Origin of the sequence: Streptomyces sp. NPDC088745, from assembly GCF_044751045.1 — a bacterium.
In the GTDB taxonomy this organism is placed as follows: Bacteria; Actinomycetota; Actinomycetes; order Streptomycetales; family Streptomycetaceae; genus Streptomyces; species Streptomyces cremeus.
The window spans coordinates 123,771-137,666 of sequence record NZ_JBIVLB010000007.1 but is presented as its reverse complement, the minus strand read 5'-3'; the positions used below and the strand labels follow the sequence as shown (position 1 = coordinate 137,666).

Annotated in this window: 13 protein-coding genes; 12 read left to right on the top strand and 1 reads right to left on the bottom strand. The window is 71.6% G+C overall.

Annotation, left to right across the window (positions count from 1 at the left end; all coding sequences use genetic code 11):
• Positions 1–26: 26 nt before the first annotated feature.
• A complete protein-coding gene (locus tag ACIP93_RS20145) occupies positions 27–1,265 on the bottom strand; it encodes a thioesterase domain-containing protein (RefSeq protein ID WP_401760726.1) in 1,239 nt (412 codons plus the stop codon).
• Positions 1,266–1,483: 218 nt separating this feature from the next.
• Here ACIP93_RS20145 and ACIP93_RS20140 point away from each other — a divergent pair, with 218 nt between their 5' ends.
• From ACIP93_RS20140 to ACIP93_RS20085, 12 genes are all read left to right on the top strand, one after another.
• Positions 1,484–2,026, top strand: a complete 543-nt coding sequence (locus ACIP93_RS20140; RefSeq protein ID WP_380837874.1) for a hypothetical protein — start codon at positions 1,484–1,486, stop codon at positions 2,024–2,026.
• A gap of 166 nt (positions 2,027–2,192) precedes the next feature.
• Positions 2,193–3,101, top strand: coding sequence for a pyridoxal 5'-phosphate synthase lyase subunit PdxS (pdxS, locus tag ACIP93_RS20135; RefSeq protein WP_189827381.1), 909 nt, complete (start codon positions 2,193–2,195; stop codon positions 3,099–3,101).
• A gap of 5 nt (positions 3,102–3,106) precedes the next feature.
• Positions 3,107–3,700, top strand: a complete 594-nt coding sequence (gene pdxT / locus ACIP93_RS20130) for a pyridoxal 5'-phosphate synthase glutaminase subunit PdxT (RefSeq protein ID WP_345224898.1) — start codon at positions 3,107–3,109, stop codon at positions 3,698–3,700.
• A gap of 76 nt (positions 3,701–3,776) precedes the next feature.
• Entirely contained in the window at positions 3,777–4,532 is a 756-nt protein-coding gene (locus ACIP93_RS20125) for a YebC/PmpR family DNA-binding transcriptional regulator (RefSeq protein ID WP_345224900.1), read from the top strand.
• A gap of 125 nt (positions 4,533–4,657) precedes the next feature.
• Entirely contained in the window at positions 4,658–5,224 is a 567-nt protein-coding gene (ruvC, locus tag ACIP93_RS20120) for a crossover junction endodeoxyribonuclease RuvC (RefSeq protein WP_401760723.1), read from the top strand.
• A complete protein-coding gene (gene ruvA, locus ACIP93_RS20115) occupies positions 5,221–5,850 on the top strand; it encodes a Holliday junction branch migration protein RuvA (RefSeq protein ID WP_345224904.1) in 630 nt (209 codons plus the stop codon). The genes ruvC and ruvA overlap by 4 nt, the downstream gene beginning before the upstream one ends.
• 48 nt (positions 5,851–5,898) lie before the next feature.
• Complete coding sequence (gene ruvB, locus ACIP93_RS20110; RefSeq protein WP_345224906.1) at positions 5,899–6,975, top strand: Holliday junction branch migration DNA helicase RuvB; 1,077 nt, start codon at positions 5,899–5,901, stop codon at positions 6,973–6,975.
• Positions 6,976–7,139: 164 nt separating this feature from the next.
• Entirely contained in the window at positions 7,140–7,616 is a 477-nt protein-coding gene (gene yajC, locus ACIP93_RS20105) for a preprotein translocase subunit YajC (protein ID WP_345224909.1), read from the top strand.
• Between the two features lie 147 nt (positions 7,617–7,763).
• A complete protein-coding gene (secD, locus tag ACIP93_RS20100; RefSeq protein ID WP_401760721.1) occupies positions 7,764–9,566 on the top strand; it encodes a protein translocase subunit SecD in 1,803 nt (600 codons plus the stop codon).
• Between the two features lies 1 nt (position 9,567).
• Positions 9,568–10,647, top strand: a complete 1,080-nt coding sequence (gene secF / locus ACIP93_RS20095) for a protein translocase subunit SecF (RefSeq protein ID WP_401760719.1) — start codon at positions 9,568–9,570, stop codon at positions 10,645–10,647.
• On the top strand, positions 10,644–11,192 hold the full coding sequence (locus tag ACIP93_RS20090) for an adenine phosphoribosyltransferase (RefSeq protein WP_345224915.1): 549 nt from the start codon (positions 10,644–10,646) through the stop codon (positions 11,190–11,192). Before secF ends, ACIP93_RS20090 begins: the two co-directional genes overlap by 4 nt.
• Before the next feature lie 219 nt (positions 11,193–11,411).
• Positions 11,412–13,886: a bifunctional (p)ppGpp synthetase/guanosine-3',5'-bis(diphosphate) 3'-pyrophosphohydrolase gene (locus ACIP93_RS20085; RefSeq protein WP_345224917.1), complete on the top strand. Its 2,475-nt coding sequence runs from the start codon at positions 11,412–11,414 to the stop codon at positions 13,884–13,886.
• Positions 13,887–13,896 lie beyond the last annotated feature (10 nt).

Sequence of the window (13,896 nt, the reverse complement as noted above, 5' to 3'; positions counted from 1 at the left end):
CTGCGCCTCCCCTGCCCCGCGGCGGTTCACGGCGTGAGGTGGGGCCACACGTCCCGGTCTGCGGTCCCGCTCCACACGGGGTCCGCGTGTCCGTGGCCGGGGACGACCCGGAAGGTCACCCGCCGGTTGCCCCCGGCGCGGATCAGCTCCGCGCCGTGCGGCTCGTCGCCGCGGCCCAGGGCCGCGTTCACCCAGACGACCTCCGTGCGGATGCCGGACCAGTCGAAGGGGTACGTCGTGGTGTCCCCCGCCCAGATCGCCGCGAGGTCGCGCAGCAGCGCGTGGGGGACCAGGCCGCTGCCGAGGGCCTGCGTGGCCGCGCCCCAGGTGGTGAGCGGGGTGTGGGTGAGGGAGAAGCGGTCGTCGAGCGGCGTCGCGCCGAAGGCGAAGGCGCCCGCGCTGTGACCCTGCCGGTAGATCCAGTCGGTGTCGCCGGGCAGCGAACTGGTGCGCGTCAGCGCGAAGTGGGCGAGGGCGGCGTTGGTGAAGCGGGTGGCCGGGTCCGGCGGCCGGGGGACGGACGAGGCGCCGTCCGGATCGGTCAGGGCGCGCGAGACCAGCCCCTGCAACCCGGTGTCCCCGTACAGGACCCCCGCGTCGATCCGGGCCTGGATCACGTCCCGCGTCCGTGCCGCGCGGGCCTGCCGCTCCCCGGTGTACGGGCCCGTCGTGTCGATCGCCACCACCCTGCGCAGCCGCGCCGAACCGTCCGTCGAGGCCAGGTCCAGGGCGAGGGCGGCGCCCGCCGAGTGGCCGACGAGCCGGTACGGCAGGCGCAGGGCGCCGTCGACGGCGGCGATCACCGCGGCCGCGTCGGCCTTGTGCGCTGCCTGGCCCCAGGAGGCCGTGAGGTCGGCCGGCTGCGCGAGGTCCTCGCGGGGGCTGATGCCGACGACCAGGAGGTCCTGGGCGCGGAGGTGGTGGGCGAGGTTGCGGGCGCGGGGGGTGAAGAAGTTCGCGGCGAAGTTGAGGCCGCCGCCGGGGAGGAGGTGGGCGATGCCCCGCGGGGGCCGGCGGGTGTCCGCGAGGACGTCGACGCCGAGGGGGACGGGGGAGCCGGGGAGGGTGAGGCGGAGGTGCGTCCAGCCGTCGCCGTGGGAGGCGCGGGCGGGGTCGGCGCCCAGGGCGCGGGCGACGCGGTGTGCGGGGGTGTCGGCAGCGGCGGCCGCAGCGGCGGCAGGGGGGACGGCGCGGGCGGTGGCGGCGGGCAGGGCGCTCGACGCCACCGCGGCCGCGCCCGTCGTCAGCAGGGTCCGTCGGTCCATTGGGCGGTTCCCTCCGGAAGTCCTCGTGCGTGCCGCGCCCGTGCGACGCGGCGGAACCGCAGTCTCGCGGAAGGGGGGAGGGGTTCCAAGGGGGTGCGGGGCCGGACGCGTCCGGTACCGGGTGCGGTCCGGCCCCGGCCGGACCGGGCAGGGGGCCCGGGTCCTTCCGGGAGTCGCGCGTCCGGCCTCCGGGCCGTTCGCCGGTAGCCTTGCGGGCCGTGACCACCCTCATCTGGATCGTCGTCGCCCTGTTCGCGATCGGCCTCTACCTCAGTTGGACCGCCGGGCGGCTGGACCGCCTGCACGCCCGTATCGACGCCTCCCGCGCCGCCCTCGACGCCCAGCTCCTGCGGCGGGCCTCCGTGGCGCAGGAGCTGGCCACCTCCGGGGTGCTCGACCCCGCCTCGTCGATCGTCCTGTACCAGGCCGCGCACGACGCCCGGCAGGCCGAGGAGGAGCACCGGGAGGTCGCCGAGAGCGAGCTCAGCCAGGCGCTGCGGGCCGTGTTCGGGGAGACCGAGCAGGTGGAGGCGCTGAAGCTGGCCCCGGGCGGGGAGGAGGCCGCCGGGGAGCTGGCGGCCGCCGTGCGCCGGGTGCCGATGGCCAGGCGGTTCCACAACGACTCCGTACGAGCGGCCCGCGCGCTGCGGCGGCACCGGACGGTGCGGTGGTTCCGGCTGGCCGGGCACGCCCCGTTCCCCCTGGCCTTCGAAATGGACGACGAGGCCCCGGTGGCCCTGGCCGACCGCCCCGGAACGTAGCGCCGAATCCACTCCGTACGGCGAAAACGATCCACCGCCTCCCCATTGGCCCTTGCAGTGGACTGGTTGCAGGGCGTTTCCTTCGGCTGTGCGGGCAGCGTGCGGCACCCGACGGCCCGCCCGCACCGCAGAAGCGTCTGTCTTTCGTCATCGAGCGAGGTCGAACATGTCCAGCACCCCCACCCCCCAGTCCCCGGCCACCGGCACCGACCGCGTCAAGCGCGGCATGGCCGAGCAGCTCAAGGGCGGCGTGATCATGGACGTCGTCAACGCCGAGCAGGCGAAGATCGCCGAGGACGCGGGCGCCGTCGCCGTCATGGCGCTGGAGCGGGTCCCGGCCGACATCCGCAAGGACGGCGGCGTGGCCCGCATGTCCGACCCGAACATGATCGAAGAGATCATCGAGGCCGTGTCCATCCCGGTCATGGCGAAGTCGCGGATCGGCCACTTCGTCGAGGCCCAGGTCCTCCAGTCGCTCGGCGTCGACTACATCGACGAGTCCGAGGTCCTCACCCCGGCCGACGAGGTCAACCACTCCGACAAGTGGGCCTTCACGACCCCCTTCGTGTGCGGCGCCACCAACCTCGGCGAGGCCCTGCGCCGCATCGCCGAGGGCGCGGCCATGATCCGCTCCAAGGGCGAGGCGGGCACCGGCAACGTCGTCGAGGCCGTCCGCCACCTGCGCCAGATCAAGAACGAGATCGCCAAGCTGCGCGGCTTCGACAACAACGAGCTGTTCGCCGCCGCCAAGGAGCTCCGCGCCCCGTACGAGCTGGTCAAGGAGGTCGCCGAGCTCGGCAAGCTCCCCGTGGTGCTGTTCTCCGCCGGCGGTGTGGCCACCCCCGCCGACGCCGCGCTGATGCGCCAGCTCGGCGCCGAGGGCGTCTTCGTCGGCTCCGGCATCTTCAAGTCCGGCGACCCGGCCAAGCGTGCCGCCGCCATCGTCCGCGCCACCACCTTCTTCGACGACCCGAAGATCATCGCGGACGCCTCCCGCAACCTCGGCGAGGCCATGGTCGGCATCAACTGCGACACCCTCCCCGAGTCCGAGCGCTACGCCAACCGGGGCTGGTAACAGCCATGACCAGCAACCCCGTTGTCGGCGTCCTGGCTCTCCAGGGCGACGTACGGGAGCACCTGATCGCCCTGGCCGTGGCCGACGCCACGGCCCGGGAGGTCCGGCGCCCCGAGGAACTGGCCGAGGTCGACGGGCTGGTGATCCCGGGCGGCGAGTCCACCACCATCTCCAAACTGGCGTCCCTCTTCGGACTCCTGGAGCCGCTGCGGGAGCGCATCGCCGCCGGGATGCCCGTGTACGGCACCTGCGCGGGGATGATCCTGCTCGCGGACAAGATCCTCGACCCGAGGTCGGGCCAGGAGACGCTCGGCGGCATCGACATGATCGTGCGCCGCAACGCCTTCGGCCGGCAGAACGAGTCCTTCGAGACCACCGTCGACGTCACCGGCGTCGAAGGCGGCCCGGTCGAGGGCGTCTTCATCCGCGCGCCGTGGGTGGAGTCGGTCGGCGCGCAGGTCGAGGTGCTCGCCGAGCACGGCGACCACATCGTGGCCGTACGGCAGGACAACGCGCTCGCGACGTCCTTCCACCCGGAGCTCACCGGCGACCACCGGATGCACGCGATGTTCGTCGAGATGGTGCGCGCTGCCGCCTGAGCGCGGTCATCGGCGGGGATCCCGGTAGGATCTCTGCCGAACGCAGCAGAATTGGTTACGCGAAGGAGACAGGCAGATGTCCGGCCACTCTAAATGGGCTACGACGAAGCACAAGAAGGCCGTGATTGACGCCAAGCGCGGCAAGCTCTTCGCGAAGATGATCAAGAACATCGAGGTCGCGGCGCGCACCGGCGGCGCCGACCCGGCGGGCAACCCGACCCTTTTCGACGCCATCCAGAAGGCCAAGAAGAGCTCGGTTCCCAACAAGAACATCGACTCCGCCGTCAAGCGCGGCGCCGGCCTCGAAGCCGGTGGCGCCGACTACGAGACGATCATGTACGAGGGCTACGGCCCGAACGGTGTCGCGGTGCTCATCGAGTGCCTCACCGACAACCGCAACCGCGCCGCGTCCGACGTGCGTGTCGCCATGACCCGCAACGGCGGCTCCATGGCCGACCCGGGCTCCGTGTCGTACCTCTTCCACCGCAAGGGCGTCGTCATCGTCCCCAAGGGCGAGCTCACCGAGGACGACGTGCTGGGCGCGGTCCTGGACGCCGGCGCCGAGGAGGTCAACGACCTCGGCGACACCTTCGAGGTGCTCAGCGAGGCCACCGACCTGGTCGCGGTCCGCACCGCGCTCCAGGAGGCGGGCGTCGACTACGACTCCGCCGACGCCACCTTCGTCCCGACCATGCAGGTCGAGCTGGAGGAGGAGGGCGCGCGCAAGATCTTCAAGCTGATCGACGCGCTGGAGGACAGCGACGACGTGCAGAACGTTTTCGCCAACTTCGACGTCAGCGACAAGGTCATGGCGGCGATCGACGGCGAGTAGCCGCCAGTTGCCGGTACGACGACGGGCCGACGGGAGAGCTTCCCGTCGGCCCGTCGCGTTGCCGGGCCTGATTGTCAGTGCGAGCCGATAGCCTGCACAAACAGGTGAGCGAAGGAGGGGGCGTTGTGCGCGTACTGGGCGTGGACCCGGGGCTGACCCGGTGCGGTGTCGGTGTCGTCGAAGGCGTCGCCGGCCGTCCGCTGACCATGTGCGGAGTGGGCGTCGTGCGCACGCCCCCCGAGGCCGAACTGGGGCTGCGGCTGGTCGCCATCGAGCAGGGCATCGAGCAGTGGCTCGACGACTACCGCCCCGAAGTCCTCGCCGTGGAACGCGTCTTCAGCCAGCACAACGTCAGTACGGTCATGGGCACCGCCCAGGCGAGCGCCGTGGCCATGCTGTGCGCCTCCCGGCGCGGCATCCCCGTCGCCCTGCACACCCCCAGCGAGGTCAAGGCCGCCGTCAGCGGCAGCGGCCGGGCCGACAAGGCGCAGGTCGGAGCCATGGTGACCCGGCTGCTGCGGCTCGACGCGCCCCCGAAGCCCGCCGACGCGGCCGACGCCCTCGCCCTCGCCATCTGCCACATCTGGCGGGCCCCCGCGCAGAACCGGCTCCAGCAGGCCATGGCCGCGCACCGGACCCGCACCGCTCCCGCCCGTACCCCAAGCGCCGTCAGGAAAGGCCGCACCTCATGATCGCCTTCGTCAGTGGCCCGGTGGCCGCCCTCGCCCCCACCACCGCGGTGATCGAGGTCGGCGGCGTCGGCATGGCCGTCCAGTGCACCCCCGACACCCTGTCCACCCTGCGCGTCGGACAGGACGCCAAGCTCGCCACCTCCCTCGTCGTGCGCGAGGACTCCCTCACCCTCTACGGCTTCGCCGACGACGACGAACGCCAGGTCTTCGAGCTCCTCCAGACCGCCAGCGGCGTCGGCCCCCGCCTCGCCCAGGCCATGCTCGCCGTGCACCGCCCCGACGCGCTGCGCCTCGCCGTGACCACCGGCGACGAGAAGGCGCTCACCGCCGTCCCCGGCATCGGGAAGAAGGGCGCGCAGAAGCTCCTGCTGGAGCTGAAGGACCGGCTCGGCGAACCGCTCGGCACCGGCGGGCACCTCGGCGCCCAGCGCGTCGCCCCGGGCCCCGCCCCCTGGACCGAGCAGCTCAGCGCCGCCCTCATCGGCCTGGGCTACGCCTCCCGGGAGGCCGAGGAAGCGGTCGCCGCCGTCACCCCGCAGGCCGAGGCCGCCCTCGCCGAGGGCGCCCAGCCGCCCGTGCCGCAGCTGCTGCGGGCCGCCCTGCAGACCCTCAACCGCGCCCGCTGACCCGCACGGTCCCCTCCGTACCGCACCCGACCCGAGAGCGATCCGCACATGAACTGGGACGAGACCGGACCCGACACCGCCGCCGACCCGAGGCTGGTCGACTCCGCGGCCGACGGCGAGGACCAGGCGGTCGAGGCCGCGCTGCGGCCCAAGGACCTGGAGGAGTTCGTCGGCCAGGAGAAGGTGCGCGAGCAGCTCGACCTGGTGCTGCGCGCGGCCCGCGCCCGCGGCGCCACCGCCGACCACGTCCTGCTCTCCGGCGCCCCCGGCCTCGGCAAGACCACCCTCTCGATGATCATCGCCGCCGAGATGGGCGCCCCGATCCGCATCACCAGCGGGCCCGCCATCCAGCACGCGGGCGACCTCGCCGCGATCCTCTCCTCCCTCCAGGAGGGCGAGGTCCTCTTCCTCGACGAGATCCACCGGATGTCCCGCCCGGCGGAGGAGATGCTCTACATGGCGATGGAGGACTTCCGGGTCGACGTCATCGTCGGCAAGGGCCCCGGCGCCACCGCCATCCCCCTGGAACTGCCGCCCTTCACCCTGGTCGGCGCGACCACCAGGGCCGGGCTGCTGCCGCCGCCGCTGCGCGACCGCTTCGGCTTCACCGGGCACATGGAGTTCTACGAGCCCGCCGAGCTGGAGCGCGTCATCCACCGCTCGGCCCGCCTGCTCGACGTCGAGATCGCCGCCGACGGGGCCGCCGAGATCGCCGGCCGTTCCCGCGGCACCCCCCGCATCGCCAACCGCCTGCTGCGCCGGGTCCGCGACTACGCGCAGGTCAAGACCGACGGCGGGATCATCGGCAAGGACATCGCGAACGCCGCCCTGAAGGTGTACGAAGTGGACCCGCGCGGCCTGGACCGGCTCGACCGCGCCGTCCTCGGCGCACTCCTCAAGCTCTTCGGCGGCGGCCCCGTCGGCCTGTCCACCCTGGCCGTCGCCGTGGGGGAGGAGCGCGAGACCGTCGAGGAGGTGGCCGAGCCGTTCCTCGTACGGGAGGGTCTGCTGGCCAGAACACCGCGCGGACGGGTGGCCACGCCCGCCGCCTGGGCACACCTGGGACTGGTGCCGCCGCAGCAGGCCGGCGGGAAAGGCGGACAACCGGGTCTCTTCGGGGCGTGACGGCGCGGAAGCTCGCACCCCCAGGAACCCCGGTGCGATGCTGGACGTTGTTCCGGGTACGCGGACTCGCTTAGACTCCGCCGATGCCGACCTTCCCGTCGGCATGCCCACCCCCGTATATACAGGCCGCTCTCGACGCGGTCGTGCGAAGGAAGTTCCGTCCCGTGAGTCTCATGACCTTCCTCCCCTTCATCGTGCTCATCGGGGCCATGTTCCTGATGACGCGGTCCGCCAAGAAGAAGCAGCAGGCCGCTGCGCAGATGCGCAACGAAATGCAGCCCGGCACCGGCGTGCGCACCATCGGCGGCATGTACGCCACGGTCAAGGAGGTTCACGACGACACGGTCCTTCTTGAGGTCGCCCCGGGCGTCCACGCCGTCTACGCGAAGAACGCCATCGGCGCCGTCCTCGCGGACGACGAGTACAACCGCATCGTGCACGGCGAGCAGGCCGCGGCCGACCTCACGTCCGACGCGCCCGTCGTTCCGGACGACGCCTCGTCGCTGACCGGTGCCGACGACGACGCCGACGTGGCGCGCATCGACCTCGGCAAGAAGCCCGAGTCCGCCGAGGAGGCCACGCCGGCCGCCGACGCCGAGCCGAAGAGCAAGAAGACCGACGGCGAGGGCGACGCGAAGTAGCCACCTCCGCGGACAGCGGCGTACCCCACCGGGCGCGTCGCGGTCCGCGGATCGTGCATACCTCTGCGGGGGCAGGCCCCCACAACACTTCGTGGCCGCATCGACGCACATCCCGGCGCGTGCGGTTGGACAGGGAGAAACGAGAAGGTGGCAGCACCGAAGAAGGGCCGCAAGGCCTCGGGGGCCCCGGGCAGGCCGGGGCGCGCCCTGGCTCTGATGACGATCGTCATCCTCGCCCTCGTGGGCGGGATGTTCGCGTCCGGGCACACCACCCCCCGCCTGGGCATCGACCTTGCCGGCGGTACGAGCATCACGCTCAAGGCGCAGAACGAGCCGGGCCAGCCCAACGCGATCAACAAGACGAACATGGACACCGCCGTCGCCATCATGGAGCGGCGCGTGAACGGCATGGGTGTCTCCGAGTCCGAGGTGCAGACCCAGGGCACGGACAACATCATCGTCAACATCCCCAAGGGCACGAACTCCAAGCAGGCCCGCGAGCAGGTCGGCACCACCGCCAAGCTCTACTTCCGGCCCGTGCTGGCGGTCACCAACGGCACGCCGCTGCCCGACCCGGGGAAGACGCCCAAGCCGGACCCGACGTCCACGGGCAAGCCGGACCAGGCGAAGGACCCCAAGGACAAGGGCACGGACAAGGACGGCAAGGACGGCAAGACCGCCACGCCGACCCCCGACCCGACCAAGACCGCGCAGGGCCGTGCCGTCACCGACGCGCTGAAGGCCCCGACGCCGACTCCCACCCCGACCGGCGGCGCGACCAAGAGCCCGGACCCCCAGAAGACCCCGCCCGCGCCGGACCCGGCCACCGCGAAGCTGGAGAAGGCGTTCGCCGCCCTCGACTGCACCAAGCCCGACCAGCGTGAGAAGGCCGGCGACGGCTTCAAGCCGAACGAGGCGACGATCGGCTGCGGCAAGGCCATCACCGGCAAGGTCTGGGACGGCAAGAGCTGGGAGAAGTACCTCCTGGGCCCGGCCGAGCTGGAGGGCACCGACGTCAAGAAGGCGGCCGGCACCTTCGACACCCAGCGCGCGCTGTGGAAGGTCGACATGGAGTTCACCAAGGGTGGCTCCGACAAGTTCGCCAAGACCACCGGCAAGCTGATGAAGCAGCAGGACCCGATGAACCGGTTCGGCATCGTCCTGGACGGCAACGTCGTCTCGGCGCCCTCGGTCTCCACGGTCCTCAGCGGCAACGCCGAGATCACCGGCAGCTTCACCCAGGAGTCCGCGCAGGAGCTCGGCAACATCCTCTCCTACGGCTCCCTGCCGCTGACCTTCAAGGAAGAGACCGTCACCACGGTCACCCCGGCGCTCGGCAGCGACCAGCTGGAGGCCGGCCTCATCGCCGGCGCCATCGGTCTGGCCCTCGTCGTCGTCTACCTGGTGCTGTACTACCGCGGCCTGTCCTTCGTCGCGCTCCTCAGCCTCCTGGTCTCCGGCATCCTGACCTACACGATCATGGCCCTGCTCGGCCCGGCCATCGGCTTCGCGCTGAACCTGCCCGCCGTCTGCGGCGCCATCGTCGCCATCGGCATCACCGCCGACTCGTTCATCGTGTACTTCGAACGCATCCGGGACGAGATCCGCGACGGCCGCACCCTGCGCCCCGCCGTCGAGCGGGCCTGGCCGCGCGCCCGGCGCACCATCCTGGTGTCCGACTTCGTGTCGCTGCTGTCCGCCGTGGTGCTCTACATCGTCACCGTCGGCAAGGTGCAGGGCTTCGCGTTCACGCTGGGCCTGACCACCCTGCTCGACGTCGTCGTGGTGTTCCTCTTCACCAAGCCGCTGATGACGCTGCTCGCCGCCAAGACGCAGTTCTTCGGCAACGGCCACAAGTGGTCCGGTCTCGACCCGAAGCGGCTCGGCGTACAGCCCCCGCTGCGCCGCACGCGCCGTCCCGTCGTTCCCACCGAACCGAAGGAGGCGTGAGATGTCGCGACTCGGCAGCATCGGCGCCCGGCTGTACCGCGGCGAGGTCGGTTACGACTTCGTCGGGAAGCGGATGATCTGGTACGGGATCTCCGTACTGATCACCATCGTCGCCATCGCGGGGCTCGCCATCAAGGGCCTCAACATGGGCATCGAGTTCCAGGGCGGCGCGCTCTTCACCACGCCCCCCACCTCGGTCTCCGTCGAGCGGGCGAAGGAGGACGCCGAGAAGGCGTCCGGCCACGACGCCATCGTGCAGAAGCTCGGCAACGACACCCTGCGCATCCAGGTCGGCGGCCTCGACACCAAGACCGCGGCCCCGGTCACCGAGAAGCTCGCGCAGGACCTCGGCGTCCCCAGCGAGAAGATCAACACCGAGCTGGTCGGCCCCAGTTGGGGTGAGCAGATCGCCAACAAGGCATGGACCGGCCTCGGGGTCTTCATGATCCTGGTGGTGATCTACCTGGCCATCGCCTTCGAGTGGCGGATGGCCGTCGCCGCCCTCATCGCCCTGGTCCACGACCTCACGATCACCGTGGGCATCTACGCCCTGGTGGGCTTCGAGGTCACCCCGGGCACCGTGATCGGTCTGCTGACCATCCTCGGTTACTCCCTCTACGACACCGTCGTCGTCTTCGACGGTCTCAAGGAGGGCGCGAAGGACATCACCAAGCAGTCCCGCTTCACCTACAGCGAGATCGCCAACCGCAGCCTCAACGGCACCCTGGTGCGCTCCATCAACACCACGGTCGTCGCGCTGCTGCCGGTCGCCGGCCTGCTGTTCATCGGCGGCGGCGTGCTGGGCGCGGGCATGCTCAACGACATCTCGCTGTCGCTGTTCGTCGGCCTCGCGGCCGGTGCGTACTCCTCCATCTTCATCGCCACTCCGCTGGTCGCCGACCTGAAGGAGCGCGACCCGCAGATGAAGGCCCTGAAGAAGCGCATCCTCGCCAAGCGGGCCTCCGAGGCCAAGAACGGGACCGCGGACGACGAGACGCAGGACGCCGTCCCGGCCGGGGCCGCGCCCGTGGTCGCCCCCCGGCCCGGCCGTGGCCGCCCCGCCTCGGGGAAGCGCCGATGACGGACCTCGACACCACCCGCGAGCTGCTGCTCAGCCGCATCCGGGACGTACGGGACTACCCGAAGCCCGGCGTCGTCTTCAAGGACATCACGCCGCTGCTCGCCGACCCGGAGGCCTTCTCGGCCCTCACCGAAGCCCTCGCGGAACTGTGCGCGCGGCACGGCGCCACGAAGATCGTCGGCCTGGAGGCGCGCGGCTTCATCCTGGCCGCCCCGGTCGCCGTCCGCGCGGGACTGGGCTTCGTCCCGGTCCGCAAGGCCGGCAAGCTGCCCGGCGCGACGCTCTCGCAGACGTACGAGCTGGAGTACGGCAGCGCCGAGATAGAGGTGCACGCCGAGGACCTGGCGGCCGGCGACCGCGTCATGGTCATCGACGACGTGCTGGCCACCGGCGGCACCGCCGGGGCCGCGCTGGAGCTGATCCGGCGGGCCGGGGCCGAGGTGGCCGGTGTCGCCGTCCTGATGGAGATCGGCTTCCTGGGCGGCCGTGCCCGGCTGGAGCCCGAGCTGCACGGGGCGCCGCTGGACGCCCTGATCGCGATCTGAGCACACCCCGCACGCGATGAGGCGGGCCCCCCTCGACCGGGGGCCCGCCTTTCTCCGTACCGCCCTGCCCGTCCTGCCCGCTGTTCGACTCCCCGCCCAGGAGGAACGGGGGCCCGAGGGTCGATACCATGGGCCTTCCGGACCCGACCGGGAGAGAACCCGAACCGGGCCGCCCCACCCGGGGGAGCCCCGGAGCCCAGGCCCGTACGAGGAGCGCCCTTGCCTGACGAGGCCCAGCCAGTCGCCACCCCGCAGCCGGACGAGGCCGCGGCGGGCGCCACGCCCCCGACGCCGCCGGCCGACAGGCCCCAGCCGCCCGTCGCCCCCGGGAGCGCCGACGGCCCCGCCCCCGCACCGGCCCCGGCCGTGCGCCCCGCGGCCCCCGCCGGCCCCACGGCCCGCACCGGAGGCTCCTCCAACCGCGTACGCGCCCGCCTGGCCCGCCTCGGCGTCCAGCGCCAGTCCCCGTACAACCCGGTCCTGGAGCCGCTGCTGCGGATAGTGCGCAGCAACGACCCCAAGATCGAGACGGCGACGCTGCGCACCATCGAGCGCGCCTACCAGGTCGCCGAGCGCTGGCACCGCGGCCAGAAGCGCAAGAGCGGCGATCCGTACATCACGCACCCGCTCGCCGTGACGACGATCCTCGCCGAGCTGGGCATGGACCCGGCGACCCTGATGGCCGGGCTGCTGCACGACACCGTCGAGGACACCGAGTACGGCCTGGACACCCTGCGCCGCGACTTCGGCGACCAGGTGGCGCTGCTGGTCGACGGCGTCACCAAGCTGGACAAGGTCAAGTTCGGGGAGGCCGCGCAGGCCGAGACCGTGCGCAAGATGGTCGTCGCCATGGCCAAGGACCCCCGTGTCCTGGTCATCAAGCTCGCCGACCGCCTGCACAACATGCGCACCATGCGCTACCTCAAGCGCGAGAAGCAGGAGAAGAAGGCGCGCGAGACCCTGGAGATCTACGCGCCGCTCGCCCACCGGCTGGGCATGAACACCATCAAGTGGGAGCTGGAGGACCTCGCCTTCGCGATCCTCTACCCCAAGATGTACGACGAGATCGTGCGCCTGGTCGCCGAGCGCGCCCCCAAGCGCGACGAGTACCTCGCCATAGTGACCGACGAGGTGCAGTCCGACCTGCGGGCCGCGCGCATCAAGGCGACCGTCACCGGGCGGCCCAAGCACTACTACAGCGTCTACCAGAAGATGATCGTGCGGGGCCGGGACTTCGCCGAGATCTACGACCTGGTGGGCATCCGCGTACTGGTCGACACGGTGCGGGACTGCTACGCGGCCCTGGGCACCGTGCACGCGCGCTGGAACCCGGTTCCGGGGCGCTTCAAGGACTACATCGCGATGCCCAAGTTCAACATGTACCAGTCGTTGCACACGACGGTCATCGGGCCCAACGGCAAGCCGGTCGAGCTCCAGATCCGCACCTTCGACATGCACCGCCGCGCCGAGTACGGCATCGCCGCGCACTGGAAGTACAAGCAGGAGGCCGTCGCCGGGGCCTCCAAGGTCCGCACCGACGTGCCCCGGCACAAGGACGACGCCGTCAACGACATGGCGTGGCTGCGGCAGTTGCTGGACTGGCAGAAGGAGACCGAGGACCCCAGCGAGTTCCTGGAGTCCCTGCGCTTCGACCTGTCCCGCAACGAGGTCTTCGTCTTCACGCCCAAGGGCGACGTCATCGCGCTCCCGGCGGGCGCCACCCCCGTCGACTTCTCGTACGCGGTGCACACCGAGGTCGGGCACCGGACGATAGGGGCGCGGGTCAACGGGCGGCTGGTCCCGCTCGAATCGACCCTGGACAACGGCGACCTGGTCGAGGTCTTCACCTCCAAGGCCGACGGGGCGGGCCCCTCGCGGGACTGGCTGGGCTTCGTCAAGTCGCCGCGCGCCCGCAACAAGATCCGGGCGTGGTTCTCCAAGGAGCGCCGGGACGAGGCCATCGAGCAGGGCAAGGACGCCATCGCGCGCGCCATGCGCAAGCAGAACCTGCCGATCCAGCGCATCCTGACCGGCGACTCGCTGGTCACCCTCGCGCACGAGATGCGCTACCCGGACATCTCCTCCCTCTACGCGGCGATCGGCGAGAGCCACGTCACCGCGCAGTCCGTCGTGCAGAAGCTCGTGCAGTCGCTCGGCGGCGAGGACGCGGCCAACGAGGACATCGCGGAGAGCTCACCGCCCTCGCAGAGCCGCAGCAAGCGCCGCGCCAACGCCGACCCGGGCGTCGTCGTCAAGGGCACGGACGACGTGTGGGTCAAGCTGGCCCGCTGCTGCACGCCGGTGCCCGGCGATCCGATCATCGGCTTCGTGACGCGCGGCAGCGGGGTCTCCGTGCACCGCGCCGACTGCGTGAACGTCGACTCGTTGTCGCAGCAGCCCGAGCGGATCCTCGAAGTGGAGTGGGCGCCCACCCAGTCCTCGGTCTTCCTGGTCGCCATCCAGGTCGAGGCCCTGGACCGGTCCCGGCTGCTCTCGGACGTCACCCGGGTCCTGTCCGACCAGCACGTCAACATCCTCTCCGCGGCCGTCCAGACCTCCCGCGACCGGGTGGCCACCTCCCGCTTCACCTTCGAGATGGGCGACCCGAAGCACCTCGGACACGTCCTGAAGGCGGTCAGGGGAGTGGAGGGCGTGTACGACGTGTACCGCGTGACCTCGGCACGCAGGCCGTAAGCACCGCGAG